We start from the raw sequence: 14,631 nt of genomic DNA, 5'->3' as shown, positions 1-14,631 counted from the left end.
CCGCGCGGGCCTGGGCCTAGGCACGGACCCTGACCCGACGGAACGGGGTCGCGGCGAGCGCCACGGTCACCACCGCGAAGCCCACAGCGGCGAGGGCGAGCACGCCGGCGAGGCTCCAGGTGTCGGCGAGCAAGCCGGCCAGCGGCGCGACCACGACGACGACGCCGCGGTTCAGCGCGCGGAGCGAGGTGTTGGTGCGGGCCTGGAGCTCGTCAGGCGTCACGAGCTGGCGGTAGCTCATCTCGTGGGAGTTGCTGGCGCCCATCGCGACGCCGTAGAGCACCTGACCGGTCACCAGCAGACCCATCGCTGCCCCGCCCGGGCCGACCGAGCCGGCGGCCACCATCGCCAGGACGGCGACGGTGGTGGCGGCGTGGCAGGCGATCACCGTCCAGCCGGTTCCGAGGCGCCGTCCGACCACCGTGGTCACCAGGGCCCCGAGCAGCGCACCCGCTCCCCCGGCGGCGCCGACGAGACCGAAGGCGGCGGCGCTGAGCCCCAGCGTCACCAGCGAGTAGGGCGCGAGCACGACCATGACCGCGGCGTGGGCGGCGAACCATCCGTGCGCCGTGAGGGCGAGCGGCGCGAGACCGGAGCTGCCGTACGCCCATCGGAAGCCCTGCGCGACGTCGTGCAGGAGGTCCCGGACGGTGACACCGGTGCGCGCCGGCGGCTCGTCCACGCCCAGCCGTCGAAGCGTCAGGGCCGAGTAGAGGTAGGTCGCCGCGTCCAGGAGCACCGTCAACGGCGCCCCGACCACATTGACGAGCAGCCCGCCGAGGGCGGGACCGCCGGTCGAGGCCACCGCGTCCGCGCCGTCGAGGCGTGCGTGGGCGCGCTGCAGGTCGGACCCCGCGACCAGTCGCGGCAGCAGCGACATGTCGGCCGCGGCGTTGACCACGGACGCGGCGCCGTACGCCGCGACGACGACGAGGAGCGAGGGCATCGAGAGCAGACCCGCCCACCACAGCAGCGGCAGGAGGATCAGCAGACCGGCCTGCACGAGGTCGGTGGAGACCATCAGCGGGAGCCTCCGTCGACCGTCGACGACCGCGCCGACCACCAGGCCCAGCAACAGGAACGGCAGCCACCGAGCGGCGTTCAGCAGGCCGACGTCGACGGCGGAGCCGTCGAGGGTGAGGACGACGAGCGCCTGAAGGGCGAGGAGGGTGACGTAGGTCCCGAGGCCCGAGACCGCAGAGGCTCGCCAGTACCTCAGGAACGGGTGCGTCGGGAACACCCCGTCGCCGGCCATGGGTGGACCTTACGGTCCGGTCCGGGGCACCATGCGGCGACGATGCTCCCCTCAGGTCCGCTCCTCGACGAGGCCCGACGCCGCGGCGAGGTGTTCGCGACCTTCGCGGCGCAGGACTCGGGCCACATCTCCTTCGGGGTGCGGGACGCCCGCGGACGACGGTGGTTCGTGAAGACCTCCCTCGACGCGGCCGCCCTCCGGCGGACGGCGCTCCTGCACGCCGAGGCCTCCCACCCGGCCCTGCTCGAGGTCGTCGAGCACGAGGAGACCGAGAGCGGCGCCGTCCTCGTGCAGCCGTGGTTCGACGGCGAGCTGCTGCGGGCGCCCGCGGGGCGCCGCGACCACCCCGCCGAGGCGTTCGCACGGTTCCGGGCGCTGCCCCTGCCGCGGCTCCACGCGGCGCTCGACACCGTCGTCGACCTCCACGTCGTCCTGGAGGCGGCCGGCTGGGTTGCCGGGGACCTCTACGACGGCTCGCTCATGCACGCCTTCGGGGCCGGCCGGACGGTCGTGGTCGACCTCGAGTGCTACCGGCGCGGGCCGTGGGTCAACGACGTCGGTCGGCTCCCGGGCTCGACGCGCTTCATGGCACCGGAGGAGAACCGTCGCGGTGCGGTCGTCGACCACCGCACCACCGTCTTCGTGCTCGGGCGCGTCCTGGACGTGTTCCTGCCGAGCGAACGTCGCTCGGAAGCCGTCGCCACGGTCGTGCGAGCCGCGACGTTCGACGACCCGGCGGACCGGCTGCCCTCGGTCGCCCACCTGGCGGCCCGGTGGCGAGCCGCGATCGCCGAGCAGGGCTGAGCGCTCAGACCCGTCGGGGGTCCCCGTCGACGACGTCGACGACGGCCACGTCCACCGACACCTGCTCCCGGGCGTCCGCCAAGCGGGGCAGGAGGCCCTCGAGCACCGCCAGGACGCGCGCCCGCACGTCGTCCGCCATCGTCACGAGGTCGACGCCGAAGGCGGCGACCAGGGCCACCCCGACGGTGTCCAGGCGCTCGCCCGTCACGGTCAGCGTGAGGTCGTCCGGCGCGTAGGACGCGTCCTGCGTGAGGTCGGTGCGCAGCAGGTCGACGACGACGCGCGAGGAGACGACCGTCCGCGACCCGTCCGGCCTCACGTCGGCGAGGATCGGGTCGTCCTGCCGCCGCAGCTGGCGGGCCCGGCGCATGACGTCGTCGGCGATCACCGCCCAGCCCGACGGCTCGGTCTCCCGGGCCACGGCCGTCGCACGCTCCAACGGGTCCATGACAGGTTCAGTGCCCTGTCCGTTCACCGCCATCGGGACATCCTCTCCGCCAGCACTCGTCGTCCCCGGTGCAGGTGCCCACGGACGCTGCCGACGGGGATCGACAACGCCTCTCCGATCTCGGCGTACGAGAGGCCCTCGACCTCCTTGAGGAGCCAGCAGGACCGCTGGAGCCACGGTAGTTCGTCCAGCGCCTCCTGGAGCGCCTCGAGCAGCTCGCTGTCCAGGACGTCCTGCAGCGGGTTGTCGACCGCGGGGCGCGCGACGTGCGAGAGGAGCTGGTCGTCGATCGGGACGGGCCGACGGTTCCGCTGGATGTCGGCGGCCCGGCGGTGGACCATCCGGAACAGCCAGGTCTTCAGGCTCGACCGGCCCTCGAAGGTCGGCAGGCTCCTCCACGCCGAGATCAGCGCCTCCTGGGTGACCTCCGCCCCGTCGTGGGTGCTGCCCCGCATCAGGCGCACCGCGTAGCGGTACATCGCCGGGCCGTGCCGGTCGACGATCACCCGGAACGCGGCCTCGTCGCGCAGCTTCGCTCGACGCACCAGTGCTTCGTCGGAGGCGTCCTCGAGACCCCAGGAATCCCCGGCGTCCTCGGACGTCGTGCGCGTCATGCCGACCAGAACAGCAGGCCGTCTCAAAGTGTTACCGCGATCACAGGAGAATTTCCGTGACGTTTCCGTGACCTGATGCGACCAACTGTTGTCCGACCGAACGCCGGTCGTCCACCCAGTGAAGGAGAGCATCGTGACTCAGACCAGCACCGAGAAGACCACCAAGCCGGCCACGACCAACGAGGGCCCGCTGGTGACCGAGCACGGCCGCACCACCATCGCGGACACCGTGGTCTCGAAGATCGCCGGCATCGCGACCCGTGAGGTCGCCGGCGTCTACAACCTCGGTGGCGGCACCGCCCGTGCGGTCGGCGCGCTGCGCGAGCGCATCCCGGGCTCGAGCACCAACCACTCGCAGGGCATCTCCGTCGAGGTCGGCGAGCGCCAGGCCGCCGTCGACGTGCAGCTCGTCGCCGAGTACGGCGTGTCGATCGCGGACCTGTCCGCCGGCGTGCGTCGCAACGTCATCAACGCCGTGGAGCGGATGACCGGTCTCGACGTCGTCGAGGTCAACATCACGGTCAACGACGTCCACTTGGACGACGGCTCCGACGCCGACGACGAGAAGGACGAGGCCCCGGCCCGTGTCCAGTGACACCTCGCCCGCGACCGCGGGCGAGCCCACCCCCTCCGACCCGGCCGAGAGCCTGGCGGAGGAGGTGCTGGCCCTCCCCGGTGTGGCGGGCCTGCACGGCGGCCTCTTCGGCGAGGTCGCGACGTACCTCCCGGGGCGCCGCGTGACCGGCATCCGACTCGAGGACGACCGCACCGACGTCCACGTGAGCGTGACGTGGGGCGCGGACGTCCACGAGGTCGTCGACGCGGTCCGGCGCACCACGGAGGCCCACGTCGGCGGCGGCCGCGTCGACGTGTACGTCGAGGACGTCGTAGCGCCGACGTCCGCATGAGCCGCGCCGGTGGCGGCGCTTTCCCCTCGCCGCCACCGGCACAGGCCCCGGCACCGTCCGGACGCACGACCCCGGTCCGTCCGCGGCCATCCGCCGCGACGAACCACTCCCCCCGACTTCCCACACCCCGAGACACCCCGAGAAGAACGTCTGGAGAGACTCATGACCACCTCGACCCTCGGCCTCATCGCCGGCCTCCTGCTCGCCATCGCCGTCACCATCGGCGGTTTCGGAGGCTTCCTGCTCGCGCTCGTCCTCGGCGCCGTCGGCTACGTCATCGGTGGCCAGCTGGACGGCGAGATCGACGTGACCGCGATGGTCCGTGGTCGCCGTGGCTGACACCGTCGCTCCGGAGGCTCCGGAGGCTCCGGAGAGGGCCACCACCCCGGCACCCGCCACCGGCCCCGGGCACGTCGCCCAGGGCGCCGAGCGCGCGCCGGAGGAGCGGGGCTCCCTGGAGCTGAAGACCAAGGCGCTCGCCCACCTCGCCCAGCACGCCGCCACCGAGGTCTCCGGCACGGTGCGGTCCGGCAACGCCGTGCGCCGCACCCTGGGCCGTGACTACCCGCGGGCGTCCGCCCGGATGGACGGCCTCCAGGCCTCCATCGAGCTCGACGTCGCCGTCCGCTGGCCGGCACCCGTCGCCGACATCGCCGGTCGCACCCGCGACCTCGTCCTGCAGCGCACGCGTGACCTGGCCGGGATCGACATCCGCCGGGTCGACGTCACCGTCCACGTCGTCACCGACGACGAGTCCACCACCGACACCAGGAGGGTCCAGTGAGCAGCAAGGCTCCGTCCACCCCTCCGGCCCGCACCCCCGCGGCCGGCCTGGTGGCGTCGCTCCTGGCGATCGGCCTGATCGCGCTGGCCGTCGTGGCCGTGCGCGACCTCGCCGTCGCGCAGGGCTGGACCACCGGCTCGCCGTGGACGCCGCCGGCCGTCTCCGCCCTCGACGGCCTGACCGCGAACGGCACCGTGCTCGCCGTCGGCGGTGTCGCCGGCGTGCTCGCGCTCCTGCTGCTGTACGTCGTGCTCAAGCCGGCGCGCAAGACCCACGGCCAGGGCGGCGACGACTCGACCGACCTCTGGGTCAGCCCCGGCGCGGTCGCCACGCTCGCCCGCGAGGCCGCCGACCGCACCGCAGGCGTCCGCGCCGCCGAGGCCCGCGCGACCCGACGCTCCGTCACCGTGACCGTGGCCGCCGAGCCCGGCGCGGGCGACGTCGAGGCCGCCGTCCGTGCGTCCGTCGAGCAGCAGCTCGCCGGCCTCGCGAGCACCACCGTCAAGGTCCGTTCCCGTCGCGTGGAGGAGAAGAGCGCATGAGCCGCAGGTTGAACGCGTTCGACCGCCTGGTGACCCTGCTGGTCGCCCTCGGTCTCGCAGCGCTGGCGTTCTTCGCCTTCGACTGGCGTTACGGCTGGGTGTTCACCTACCCGAGCCAGCTGTCCACCGGCCCCGTGACCACCGCGGTCGAGGCGACCTGGTTCCCGTGGGCGTTCGCCGGTGTGGCCGTCGTCCTGGGCCTGCTGGCCCTGTGGTGGCTGGCCTCGCACGCCCGACGTCCCCACGAGTCCACCATCCGTCTGCGCGGCTCGAGCAACGCCGGTCGCCTGGAACTGGACCTCTCGTCGCTCGCGTCGGCGGCGGCGGACCGCTTCGGGCAGCTCGCCGGCACTGACTCGGTGCGCGGCCGGACCCGGACCATCGGGTCGCACCAGGTCGTGGAGATCACGGCCCGGCTCGACCCGCGGTCCGACGGCCCCAGCGTCGCCGCCGCGGCCCGCACCTGCGCCGCGGACGTCGCCGCAGCCCTCCCTGACGGGGACGCGACCTGCCGTGTGCTGGTCGACGGGCCCCGCGGCCGGGCAGACCGGGGCAGGACGGCCACCGTCGGGGCGCCGTAGGCCCCACCACGAGACGTCCGCCGGACCACCCGGTCCAGCGGCACCGACCATCCCGGAACCGGCCTCCCGTGAGGCTCCCGCGGGTACCGTCGGTATGTAGCACCCACCACACCCCGCCGGGTGGACGAGCCGTCCGGCACACCAGAGAGGGAGTTGATCCACATGGGTATCGGCGACAAGATCCAGAACGCTGCTGAGGACCTCAAGGGCAAGGCCAAGGAGGCCATCGGCGACGCCAAGAACGACGACCAGCTCAAGGCTGAGGGCAAGGCCGACCAGACCAAGGCCGACGCCAAGAAGGCCGGCGAGAACGTCAAGGACGCCTTCAAGAACTGACGCGTCCTGGCGTCACGCCAGAGCTCGGCACGACGGGCCGACCGCACTGCGGTCGGCCCGTCGTCATGTCCGGGGACGCCTCGTCACCCACGGTACCTTACGCTGTAAACCCAGGCGCCGCCGTCCCGGCTGCGCCACCGGCGACGGAGGTGGCCAGACGTGGTGGACAGCGCGGGAGGGCGCCTGGCGGAGACCGACGACCTCGTCGTCCCCGCCCTCGGTGACAGCGTGCTGGCGGTGCGTGCCGTGGTGGCGATGTGCAGCCTCTCGGCGCGCGGTCACGACGGGGTGGCCGACCTCTCGGGAGCGCCGGTCGTCGTCGACGCCGAGCCCTCGGACGCCGGACCGCCCCGCCTGCGGGTCCGGCTCGGGATCGTCGCGGCGTACGGCGCGGACCTGCACACGCTGGCCGACGACGTCCGACGTGGCATCACCACGACCCTGACCGGCATGACGGGCCTCGAGGTCGTCGGCGTCGACGTCGCGGTCACGGACGTCGCGCTCCCGGACTGAACCGCGGAGAATCGTCGGTCAGGCGCCGAGCCGGCGGGCGAGGACGGGCAGCCCGTCGCCCGCGAGCTCGTCGAGGGCGACCCCCCGCCCGGCCATCGCCATCAGCAGCGCCTCCCCCGGCCCGACCACCTCGGGCCCGGAGCCGGCGTCGTAGCCGGCGTCCTCGGCCACCAGACGCAGCCCCTTGGTCAGGCCCCGCGCCGGCAGCGTCGGGGCAGTGCGGGCGAAGTCGAGGACCGTGAGCAGCTGGGGCGCCGGGATGGTGCGGGGCAGGCCCAGCGCGCGACGGACGTCCTGGTGGTGGATGGTCCCGTCGGTCAGGGCGATCCGACCGCCGAAGCCGGCCGTCAGTCCGCGTGGGCGCTGGTGCCGCGCGACGAGGTCGACGACCGACTGCGGCGACATCGCGTCGTACGCGTGCAGGACGAGGTCGTTCACCCGGTCGACCCGGAACCCGCCGCGCACGAACGCCCCACCGAGCTGTCGGGTGGTCAGGGGGTCGTAGGAGACCACGTGGACGGCGACGTCGCGAACGGACCACCCCTCGCACAGCGAGGGTGCGGCCCACTGCTCCGGGGTCAGTCCCCGCAGCAGGGCCAGGAGCTCGGCGCGCTCGGCGACCGCGAGGTCCATCGGCGAGGAGGCGCTCACGCCGCCGACCCGGAGGCCGTGGCGAGCCGGTCGAGCCACAGCGGCCAGCCACCCCCGGCGTCCAGGCGCCTGGCCAGCTCCTCCGAGCCGGCGCCGTGCCGCTCGAGGTGGCGGTGCACGAGCAGCACCGTCGTCCGGCCGTCGTCGAGCGGGGTGAACGTCACCTCGATCTCGCTGGCACGGCTCGGGTCGTCGGCCACCCGCCAGTCCGGGCCGATCAACCACGCGAGGACGAGGCGGCGGGGCGGCTCGTGCGCGAGCACCCGCGCCCACCGGCAGGTGGAGCCGTCGGACCCGCGGTCGTAGACGTCGCCGCCCGGCCACGGCTCGAGCACGGTCTCCTCGATCGGGACGTCGAGCAGGTTGTGCTCGCGCGGCTTGACGGCGTCGAGACGCGAGAACGCCGCGAAGACCCGCTCCTGCGGGGCGTCGACGACGACCTCGTGGCGGACCGTCCCGTCCTCGGTGATGCTCATCGGCCTCGTTCCTCCTCGTCGGTGGCGACCTCCGTCGTCGCGAGCCGGCCCAGTGCCGTCGTCCAGAAGTCGTCGAGCTGTCGGCGGTACGCCGCGAGCCGGTGGGCGTCGAGGCTGTACACGTTCGTCCGACCGACCTGCCGGTCGCGCACGATCCCGGCGTCCTTGAGGACGCGCAGGTGCTGGCTCACCGCGGGCCGGGTGATCGGCATGGCGGCCGCGAGCTCGCCCACGGTGCTCTCGCCGGCGGCGAGCCGCTCGACGATGCTGCGACGGCTGGCGTCGCCCAGCAGGTCCCAGGCCGCCGATCCGTCAGTCGTCACGAACACGTAAGTTACCACTGACACGTTGAGGCGCAACCCCGCCGCCCGACCGGGTCTGCCAGGGTGTGTGCGTCGGAGGGAGGAGCAGCCGGTGGACGCACGACGGATCGCGATGTGGTCGGGGCCGCGCAACCTCTCGACGGCGATGATGCGGAGCTTCGAGAACCGGGCCGACTGCTCCGTGGTCGACGAGCCGCTGTACGCCGCGTACCTCGCCGCCACCGGGCTCGACCACCCCGGGCGAGACGACGTCCTCGCCAGCCAGTCGACCGACCCCGCCGTCGTGCTGACCGAGCTCGCGCGCGGACCGGTCGCCACCCCGCTGCAGTACCAGAAGCACATGACCCACCACTTGCTGGACGGCGTCGACCGCGCCGCTCTCGGCGGCCTCGTGCACGCGTTCCTGGTGCGCGACCCCGAGCGCGTGCTCACGTCGTACGCCAAGGTGCGGGAGGAGCCGACCCTCTCGGACCTCGGGTTGCCCCAGCAGGTCGAGCTGTTCGAGACCTTCGGCGGGCCGGTCCTCGACGCCGCCGACGTGCTCGCGGACCCCGAGGCCGCGCTGCGCGCGCTCTGCGCCGCGCTGGGGATCGGGTTCGACCCCGCCATGCTCGCCTGGCCGGCCGGGCCCCGCGACTCCGACGGCGTCTGGGCCCCGCACTGGTACGCCGGCGTCGAGGCCTCCACCGGCTTCGGCCGCTCCTCGCCCGGCTCCGCCGACCCGCTGCCCACGCGCCTCGAGCCGCTCCTCGAGCGGTGCCGGCCCTACTACGACGCGCTCGCGCCGTACCGCCTCCGCCCTTCCGACCCCTCGCAGGAGCCCGCCTGATGCTGCAGACCTACGACCCCCGCAACGACGACCTGCTCGTCGGCATCGACGACACCGTCGTCCACCGCGACGCCGCAGGGATCAGCCCCTTCGACTCGGTCGTGCAGGGTGGGGACGCCGTGTGGGAGGGCTTGCGGGTCCACGGGGGCCGAATCTTCAAGCTCGACGAGCACCTGGACCGCCTGAAGCGGTCCGCGCAGGCGCTGGCCTTCACCGAGATCCCCTCGCCGGAGCACGTGACGGAGCGGATCCGCGCCGTGCTGGCCGCGAACGGCATGACCGACGGCGTCCACATCCGGCTGACCCTGACCCGGGGCGTGAAGATCACCTCCGGGATGGACCCCCGGTTGAACCAGCGGGGCCCGACCCTGATCGTCCTGGCCGAGCACAAGGCGCCGGTCTACGACGACTCCGGCATCACGCTCGTGACGTCGTCGGTGCGCCGCCACCGCCCGGACTCGCTCGACCCGAAGATCCACCACAACAACCTGCTGACGTCGATCCTGGCGAAGGTCGAGGCCAACGTCGCCGGCGCGGACGACGCGCTGATGCTCGACGACGCCGGCTTCGTCGCCGAGACGAACGCGACCCACGTCTTCCACGTCCGTGACGGCGTCGTCCGCACCTCGACGACGCGCGCGTGCCCCGAGGGCATCACCCGCGAGACCGTCCTGGAGATCTGCGCCGCCCAGGGCGTCCCCGTCGAGGTCGGCGACTTCTCGCTCACCCAGGTGTACGCCGCCGACGAGGTCCTCGTGACCGGCACCATGGGCGGCCTCACACCCGTCGTCGCCGTCGACGGCCGCACCATCGGCGACGGCCGCCCGGGCGCGACGACCCGCCGCCTCGACGCGGCGTACGCCGAGCGGACCGCCGTCGAGGGCACCGTCGTCGCCTGACGCTCGTTTCGGCGTGGCCCGGGGCGGGCACCCTCCGCCGCATGGCCACGACCCGCGCCCGCCCGTCGTGGCTGGTCCACGTCGGTGTCGTGCTGCTCGCGGTGGCCGCCTCCGTCCTCGCGACGCTGGTGGCCGCCGCGGTCCTGGGCTCCGCCGTGCTCTCGGGCGCCTTCATGTGCGGCCCCGACGTCAGCGAGGGCACGATGATCGCGCCGGCGTCCTGGCGCGGCAGGGTGCTCTGCACCGACGGGCCCGACGGCCCCGCTCCTCGCGACTGGCTCGTCGTCGGCATCCTGTTCACCGCGCCCGCCGCCGCCCTCGGCGTGCTCGCGTCCTGGTTCCGTCGCCGTGGTCGTCGGGGCGTGGAGCTGGGCATGCTCCTCGTGCTCGTGCTGCCCGCGCTGCTGCTCCTCGCCGTCCGGGCCCTGCCCGCCGGCTGCACGGACGGCCAGTGGGAGCGGTACGGCGCCGCGGGGTGCGAGCGCGACATCGAGTCGCGGAACGGCTGACCCCCGCGCCGGACGTCGACGGCACCGCCGCCGGTCGAGCCTCGCCGGGCCGCTGCCCCGGGGACCGCACCGGGCAGACCTCCGTGCGTTGCGACCCGCCCGACCGCGACCGGAGCGGTGCGAGGACTACCCCGTCGCCCCGACGTACGCCGCGAGGTGCTGCCCGGTGAGCGTCGAGCGGTCGGCGACCAGGGCGGACGGCGTCCCCTCGAAGACCACACGGCCGCCGTCGGACCCGGCGCCGGGGCCGAGGTCGATGATCCAGTCGGCGTGCGCCATCACCGCCTGGTGGTGCTCGATCACGACCACCGAGGTCCCGCCGTCCACGAGGCGGTCGAGCAGGCCGAGCAGCTGCTCGACGTCCGCGAGGTGGAGACCCGTGGTCGGCTCGTCCAGCACGTAGACGCCACCGGTCGCGGCCATGTGGGTGGCGAGCTTCAGCCGCTGGCGCTCGCCGCCGGACAACGTGGTCAGCGGCTGCCCCACCGTCAGGTAGCCGAGCCCGACGTCGGCGAGCCGCTGCAGGATCTTGTGGGCCACCGGGAGGCGTGCGTCCCCCTCGGAGAAGTGCACCGCGGCGGCGTCCACGGACATCTCGAGCACCTCGGAGATGTTCGCCCCGCCGAACGTGTAGGTCAGCACCTCGGCGGTGAAGCGACGGCCCTCGCACTCCTCGCACGGCGTCGCCACCCCCGCCATGACGCCCAGGTCGGTGTAGACGACCCCCGCGCCGTTGCAGGCCGGGCACGCCCCGTCGGAGTTGGCGCTGAACAGCCCGGGCTTCACGCCGTTCGCCTTGGCGAAGGCCTTGCGGACCGGCTCCAGCAGGCCGGTGTACGTCGCGGGGTTGCTGCGCCGCGACCCGCGGATCGCGCCCTGGTCGACGATGACCACGCCGTCCCGCTCGGCCAGCGACCCGTGGACGAGGGAGCTCTTGCCCGACCCGGCCACCCCGGTCACGACCGTCAGCACGCCCAGCGGGACGTCGACGTCCACGCCGACGAGGTTGTGGGTGTCGGCACCCCGGATCTCCAGGGCTCCCGTGGCCTCGCGGACCGACGCCTTCAACGAGGCCCGGTCGTCGAGGTGGCGTCCGGTGAGGGTGTCGGCGCGACGCAGGCCGTCGACGTCGCCGGTGTAGACGATCTGCCCACCCGCGGAGCCGGCGCTCGGCCCCAGGTCGACGACGTGGTCGGCGATGGCGATGGCCTCCGGCTTGTGCTCGACGACGAGCACGGTGTTGCCCTTGTCCCGCAGCTCCAGCAGGAGGCGGTTCATCCGGGCGATGTCGTGGGGGTGGAGACCGATCGTCGGCTCGTCGAAGACGTAGGTGACGTCGGTCAGGGACGAGCCGAGGTGGCGGATCATCTTGGTCCGCTGCGCCTCTCCCCCGGACAGCGACCCGGACGAGCGGTCCAGGCTCAGGTAGCCGAGGCCGATCGCGACGAACGAGTCCAGGGTGTGCTGCAGGCCCGCCAGCAGCGGGGCCACCCCGGGCGCCTCGACGGAGCGCAGCCACGCGGCGAGGTCGGAGATCTGCATGGCCGAGACGTCCGCGATGCTCCGGCCGTCGACCAGGGAGGAGCGGGCCCCCTCGGAGAGGCGCGTGCCGTCGCAGTCCGGGCAGGTCTGGAAGGTGACGGCCCGGTCGACGAACGCCCGGATGTGGGGCTGCATCGCCTCGCGGTCCTTCGACAGGAACGACTTCTGGATCTGCGGCACGAGCCCCGAGTAGGTCAGGTTGATGCCCTCCACCTTGATCTTGGTGGGCTCGCGGTAGAGCAGGTCGTGCCGTTCCTTCTTCGTGAAGCGGCCCGTCGGCTTGTCGGGGTCGAAGTAGCCGCAGCCGCGGAAGATCCGGCCGTACCAGCCCTCCATCGAGTAACCCGGCACGGTGATCGCGCCCTCGTTCAGCGACTTGGACTGGTCGTACAGGGCGCTCAGGTCGAAGTCGGTCACCGCCCCGCGGCCCTCGCAGCGCGGGCACATGCCACCGGTGCGGGTGTACGAGACCTTCTCGGTGCGGGACTTGTCGCCCCGGTCCACCGTGATGCCGCCCTGGGCGCTCACCGAGGCCACGTTGAACGAGAAGGCGCTCGGCGGGCCCAGGTGGGGCTCCCCGAGGCGGCTGAAGAGGATGCGCAGCATCGCGTTCGCGTCCGTCACGGTGCCCACGGTCGAGCGCGGGTTCGCCCCCAGACGCTCCTGGTCGACGATGATCGCGGTCGTCAGCCCGTCGAGGACGTCCACGTCCGGGCGGGCCAGGGTCGGCATGAACCCCTGCAGGAACGCCGAGTACGTCTCGTTGATGAGACGCTGCGACTCCGCGGCGATGGTGCCGAACACCAGCGAGCTCTTGCCGGAGCCCGAGACGCCGGTGAAGACCGTCAGGCGGCGCTTCGGCAGCTCGACGCTGACGTCCTTGAGGTTGTTCTCCCGGGCGCCGTGCACCCGGATCCGGTCGTGGGAGTCCGCGGTGTGGCTCGCGCTCATAGCGACAACCTAGACCCGTCGACCCCCGTCAGTGTGCGGTGTCGTCGGTGCTTCGGCCTGCCACCACGAGGGGCAGGCCCCGGCACTCGCGACGGAGGTCGAAGCGGTCGTCGGTCAGCCGGTCGCCGGCGAAGGCCCGTCCGGCGCCGGCGACCACGACCTGGTCGTGACGGTTCAGCAGCAGCGCGCCCGCGGCGACGAAGGCCGGGGCCAGGACGCGCTCGACCGTCTCCGCGAGCACGTCGGCGCCGGCCAGGCCCCACACGGTGCCCTCCGTGCCGACGACGGGGGTGGTGAGGGTCAGCACGAACTCGTCGCTGCAGACGTAGTCGAGGTAGGGGCCCGTGACGTGCAGCCCGCCCTCCGTCATCGTCGCGCGGAACCACTCCTTGCTGCGGTAGTCGGCGTCGCGGCCGAGCGTGACCGGCTGGGTCACGGGCGTGCGGTGCTCGCCCTGCCACCAGGCGAGGAGCGGGACTCCTCCGAGGGCGTCGGGGTCGCCGACGAACCCGGCCCCGAGCACGCGGGGGTCGCCGAGCACCGATTCGGCCAGGGGGCGCACGAGCGCGGACGTCCCGGCCGGGGTCACCACGCGGGTGGTCCCCGTGGGGCCGTCCTCCCCCATGCGCCTCGCGACCTCGGCGGCCATGCCCCCGACCGCCGCGCCCACCCCGAGGAGGAACTCCTCCGCGGCTGTCACGCAGGTGTCGAGCGGGTCCGTGGTGCGGCGGGTCGCCTGGTCGCTGGTCACGGCCGGGACACCTCGGTCCGCAGCTCGGCCACGTCGCCCAGGGCACGGCGCACCCGCAGGCGCATGACGTCACGAGCGGTGTCGGGATCGCGCTGCTCGACCGCGTCCACCACGGCGACGGCGTCGTCCACCAGGCGTCGACGGCTGTCCGGTGTGACGAGCGGCAGCCGCAGGAGCAGCCCGAAGTCGATCTCGAGCGACATGACCTCCCTCGACAGACGCGCGGAACGGGTGAGCGCGGCGAGCGCCAGGTGCAGCTCGGTGTCGGCCTGCCGGACGACGGACACGGCATCCGAGCCGAGCCCGGCCAGCAGACCGCGAAGGTCGGCGACGTCGTCCGGCGTGGCCCTCTCGGCGGCGAGCTCCGCGCACCCGGTCATCACGACGGAGTAGTGGACACCCCGGTCGGCCAGGTCGACCCGCGACATGGACGCCAGCCAGGCTCGCAGCTCGGTCTCGTCGGGGCCGACCGGGCCGCGCACGAACGATCCTCCGCCTCGACCACGGACGGTGGTGATGAGTCCGTTGGAGCGCAGTCCCACCAGCGCCTCGCGCGCCGTGACGACGGCGACCCCGAACAGGTTGGCGAGCTCGGCCTCGCTCGGCAGCCGCTCGCCGTCGTGCAGGACGCCCGAGCGGATGGCCTCGTCGAGGCGTCGCTCGACGCCCGCCGCCCGTCCCAGGTCCCCGATCGGGGCGAAGACGGCCGAGCGTGCCCGGCTCCCCAGCCACCGGTGCATCGGCACACCCTCCTCCCCCGAGGACTGACAGTGTAAGCCCTCCAGGCTCCGGGCACTTTGTCACAACACTTGCGCGAGGAGGTATGTGGGCTGTTAACGTCTGGGTCCAGAGGTCAATCGGGTCCTCCACGGTCCCGGCGTCCGGCCGGTTCTCCCCCCTCCGGCCGGGCGCCGC

The 14,631-nt window shown here is 73.5% G+C and carries 21 protein-coding genes; 12 read left to right on the top strand and 9 right to left on the bottom strand.

Annotated features, from left to right (window positions below):
• Nucleotides 1-16: 16 nt before the first annotated feature.
• Nucleotides 17-1,255, bottom strand: coding sequence for an MFS transporter (locus tag MJ876_RS10315; protein ID WP_240236195.1), 1,239 nt, complete (start codon nt 1,253-1,255; stop codon nt 17-19).
• A gap of 42 nt (nt 1,256-1,297) precedes the next feature.
• On the opposite strand from MJ876_RS10315, the gene MJ876_RS10310 reads away from it, so the two are divergent.
• The gene (locus tag MJ876_RS10310; protein WP_240236194.1) at nt 1,298-2,059 is read left to right on the top strand and encodes a hypothetical protein; all 762 of its coding nucleotides are present in this window, start codon (nt 1,298-1,300) and stop codon (nt 2,057-2,059) included.
• Between the two features lie 4 nt (nt 2,060-2,063).
• Here the strand turns inward: MJ876_RS10310 and MJ876_RS10305 are convergent, their stop codons facing one another.
• Nucleotides 2,064-2,507 (bottom strand): hypothetical protein, encoded by a 444-nt coding sequence (locus MJ876_RS10305; RefSeq protein ID WP_240236193.1) that lies wholly within the window; start codon nt 2,505-2,507, stop codon nt 2,064-2,066.
• 23 nt (nt 2,508-2,530) lie between these two features.
• Complete coding sequence (locus MJ876_RS10300) at nt 2,531-3,121, bottom strand: RNA polymerase sigma factor (RefSeq protein ID WP_240236192.1); 591 nt, start codon at nt 3,119-3,121, stop codon at nt 2,531-2,533.
• 133 nt (nt 3,122-3,254) lie between these two features.
• Between MJ876_RS10300 and MJ876_RS10295 the strand changes: the two genes are divergently transcribed.
• The 8 genes from MJ876_RS10295 to MJ876_RS10260 all read left to right on the top strand — a co-directional run bounded on the left by MJ876_RS10295 (nt 3,255) and on the right by MJ876_RS10260 (nt 6,785).
• Nucleotides 3,255-3,716 carry an Asp23/Gls24 family envelope stress response protein gene (locus MJ876_RS10295; RefSeq protein WP_240236191.1) on the top strand — a complete coding sequence of 154 codons (462 nt, stop codon included), beginning with the start codon at nt 3,255-3,257 and terminating at the stop codon, nt 3,714-3,716.
• Entirely contained in the window at nt 3,706-4,029 is a 324-nt protein-coding gene (locus MJ876_RS10290) for a hypothetical protein (protein WP_240236190.1), read from the top strand. Before MJ876_RS10295 ends, MJ876_RS10290 begins: the two co-directional genes overlap by 11 nt.
• 162 nt (nt 4,030-4,191) lie before the next feature.
• A complete protein-coding gene (locus MJ876_RS10285; protein WP_240236189.1) occupies nt 4,192-4,368 on the top strand; it encodes a DUF2273 domain-containing protein in 177 nt (58 codons plus the stop codon).
• Nucleotides 4,361-4,813, top strand: coding sequence for an Asp23/Gls24 family envelope stress response protein (locus MJ876_RS10280; protein ID WP_240236188.1), 453 nt, complete (start codon nt 4,361-4,363; stop codon nt 4,811-4,813). Before MJ876_RS10285 ends, MJ876_RS10280 begins: the two co-directional genes overlap by 8 nt.
• Nucleotides 4,810-5,355, top strand: coding sequence for a DUF6286 domain-containing protein (locus tag MJ876_RS22205; RefSeq protein WP_240236187.1), 546 nt, complete (start codon nt 4,810-4,812; stop codon nt 5,353-5,355). Before MJ876_RS10280 ends, MJ876_RS22205 begins: the two co-directional genes overlap by 4 nt.
• Nucleotides 5,352-5,936 carry a hypothetical protein gene (locus MJ876_RS10270; RefSeq protein WP_240236186.1) on the top strand — a complete coding sequence of 195 codons (585 nt, stop codon included), beginning with the start codon at nt 5,352-5,354 and terminating at the stop codon, nt 5,934-5,936. Before MJ876_RS22205 ends, MJ876_RS10270 begins: the two co-directional genes overlap by 4 nt.
• A 162-nt stretch (nt 5,937-6,098) precedes the next feature.
• Nucleotides 6,099-6,272, top strand: coding sequence for a CsbD family protein (locus MJ876_RS10265; RefSeq protein ID WP_240236317.1), 174 nt, complete (start codon nt 6,099-6,101; stop codon nt 6,270-6,272).
• A gap of 159 nt (nt 6,273-6,431) precedes the next feature.
• Nucleotides 6,432-6,785: an Asp23/Gls24 family envelope stress response protein gene (locus MJ876_RS10260; RefSeq protein WP_240236185.1), complete on the top strand. Its 354-nt coding sequence runs from the start codon at nt 6,432-6,434 to the stop codon at nt 6,783-6,785.
• Nucleotides 6,786-6,803: 18 nt separating this feature from the next.
• Here MJ876_RS10260 and MJ876_RS10255 read toward each other — a convergent pair whose 3' ends face one another.
• Genes MJ876_RS10255 through MJ876_RS10245 form a run of 3 tightly spaced genes read right to left on the bottom strand, consistent with a single transcriptional unit; the run spans nt 6,804 to nt 8,235 of the window.
• Entirely contained in the window at nt 6,804-7,436 is a 633-nt protein-coding gene (locus MJ876_RS10255; protein WP_240236184.1) for a maleylpyruvate isomerase family mycothiol-dependent enzyme, read from the bottom strand.
• The gene (locus MJ876_RS10250) at nt 7,433-7,912 is read right to left on the bottom strand and encodes an SRPBCC family protein (protein ID WP_240236183.1); all 480 of its coding nucleotides are present in this window, start codon (nt 7,910-7,912) and stop codon (nt 7,433-7,435) included. Before MJ876_RS10250 ends, MJ876_RS10255 begins: the two co-directional genes overlap by 4 nt.
• Complete coding sequence (locus tag MJ876_RS10245) at nt 7,909-8,235, bottom strand: helix-turn-helix transcriptional regulator (RefSeq protein ID WP_240236182.1); 327 nt, start codon at nt 8,233-8,235, stop codon at nt 7,909-7,911. Before MJ876_RS10245 ends, MJ876_RS10250 begins: the two co-directional genes overlap by 4 nt.
• A 91-nt stretch (nt 8,236-8,326) precedes the next feature.
• Here MJ876_RS10245 and MJ876_RS10240 point away from each other — a divergent pair, with 91 nt between their 5' ends.
• Genes MJ876_RS10240 through MJ876_RS10230 form a run of 3 tightly spaced genes read left to right on the top strand, consistent with a single transcriptional unit; the run spans nt 8,327 to nt 10,472 of the window.
• Nucleotides 8,327-9,064, top strand: coding sequence for an HAD family hydrolase (locus MJ876_RS10240; RefSeq protein ID WP_240236181.1), 738 nt, complete (start codon nt 8,327-8,329; stop codon nt 9,062-9,064).
• Complete coding sequence (locus MJ876_RS10235) at nt 9,064-9,963, top strand: aminotransferase class IV (RefSeq protein WP_240236180.1); 900 nt, start codon at nt 9,064-9,066, stop codon at nt 9,961-9,963. The genes MJ876_RS10240 and MJ876_RS10235 overlap by 1 nt, the downstream gene beginning before the upstream one ends.
• Nucleotides 9,964-10,004: 41 nt before the next feature.
• Complete coding sequence (locus MJ876_RS10230) at nt 10,005-10,472, top strand: hypothetical protein (protein ID WP_240236179.1); 468 nt, start codon at nt 10,005-10,007, stop codon at nt 10,470-10,472.
• A gap of 126 nt (nt 10,473-10,598) precedes the next feature.
• Here the strand turns inward: MJ876_RS10230 and MJ876_RS10225 are convergent, their stop codons facing one another.
• Genes MJ876_RS10225 through MJ876_RS10215 form a run of 3 tightly spaced genes read right to left on the bottom strand, consistent with a single transcriptional unit; the run spans nt 10,599 to nt 14,456 of the window.
• Entirely contained in the window at nt 10,599-12,965 is a 2,367-nt protein-coding gene (locus MJ876_RS10225; protein ID WP_240236178.1) for an excinuclease ABC subunit UvrA, read from the bottom strand.
• Nucleotides 12,966-12,993: 28 nt separating this feature from the next.
• On the bottom strand, nt 12,994-13,716 hold the full coding sequence (locus MJ876_RS10220; RefSeq protein ID WP_240236177.1) for a cache domain-containing protein: 723 nt from the start codon (nt 13,714-13,716) through the stop codon (nt 12,994-12,996).
• Nucleotides 13,713-14,456: a FadR/GntR family transcriptional regulator gene (locus tag MJ876_RS10215; protein WP_240236176.1), complete on the bottom strand. Its 744-nt coding sequence runs from the start codon at nt 14,454-14,456 to the stop codon at nt 13,713-13,715. Before MJ876_RS10215 ends, MJ876_RS10220 begins: the two co-directional genes overlap by 4 nt.
• Nucleotides 14,457-14,631: the final 175 nt, after the last annotated feature.

Origin of the sequence: Nocardioides sp. CFH 31398 (assembly GCF_022436705.1) — a bacterium.
Lineage (GTDB): Bacteria > Actinomycetota > Actinomycetes > Propionibacteriales > Nocardioidaceae > Nocardioides.
This window is presented reverse-complemented; position numbering and strand designations above follow the sequence as displayed.

Coding starts and splice junctions, on each gene's coding strand:
- MJ876_RS10230 (WP_240236179.1), top strand. CDS start 10,005: ATGGCCACGACCCGCGCCCGCCCGTCGTGGCTGGTCCACGTCGGTGTC.
- MJ876_RS10270 (WP_240236186.1), top strand. CDS start 5,352: ATGAGCCGCAGGTTGAACGCGTTCGACCGCCTGGTGACCCTGCTGGTC.
- MJ876_RS10285 (WP_240236189.1), top strand. CDS start 4,192: ATGACCACCTCGACCCTCGGCCTCATCGCCGGCCTCCTGCTCGCCATC.
- MJ876_RS10250 (WP_240236183.1), bottom strand. CDS start 7,912: ATGAGCATCACCGAGGACGGGACGGTCCGCCACGAGGTCGTCGTCGAC.
- MJ876_RS10315 (WP_240236195.1), bottom strand. CDS start 1,255: ATGGCCGGCGACGGGGTGTTCCCGACGCACCCGTTCCTGAGGTACTGG.
- MJ876_RS10300 (WP_240236192.1), bottom strand. CDS start 3,121: ATGACGCGCACGACGTCCGAGGACGCCGGGGATTCCTGGGGTCTCGAG.
- MJ876_RS10235 (WP_240236180.1), top strand. CDS start 9,064: ATGCTGCAGACCTACGACCCCCGCAACGACGACCTGCTCGTCGGCATC.
- MJ876_RS10215 (WP_240236176.1), bottom strand. CDS start 14,456: ATGCACCGGTGGCTGGGGAGCCGGGCACGCTCGGCCGTCTTCGCCCCG.
- MJ876_RS10225 (WP_240236178.1), bottom strand. CDS start 12,965: ATGAGCGCGAGCCACACCGCGGACTCCCACGACCGGATCCGGGTGCAC.
- MJ876_RS10265 (WP_240236317.1), top strand. CDS start 6,099: ATGGGTATCGGCGACAAGATCCAGAACGCTGCTGAGGACCTCAAGGGC.
- MJ876_RS10305 (WP_240236193.1), bottom strand. CDS start 2,507: ATGGACCCGTTGGAGCGTGCGACGGCCGTGGCCCGGGAGACCGAGCCG.
- MJ876_RS10310 (WP_240236194.1), top strand. CDS start 1,298: ATGCTCCCCTCAGGTCCGCTCCTCGACGAGGCCCGACGCCGCGGCGAG.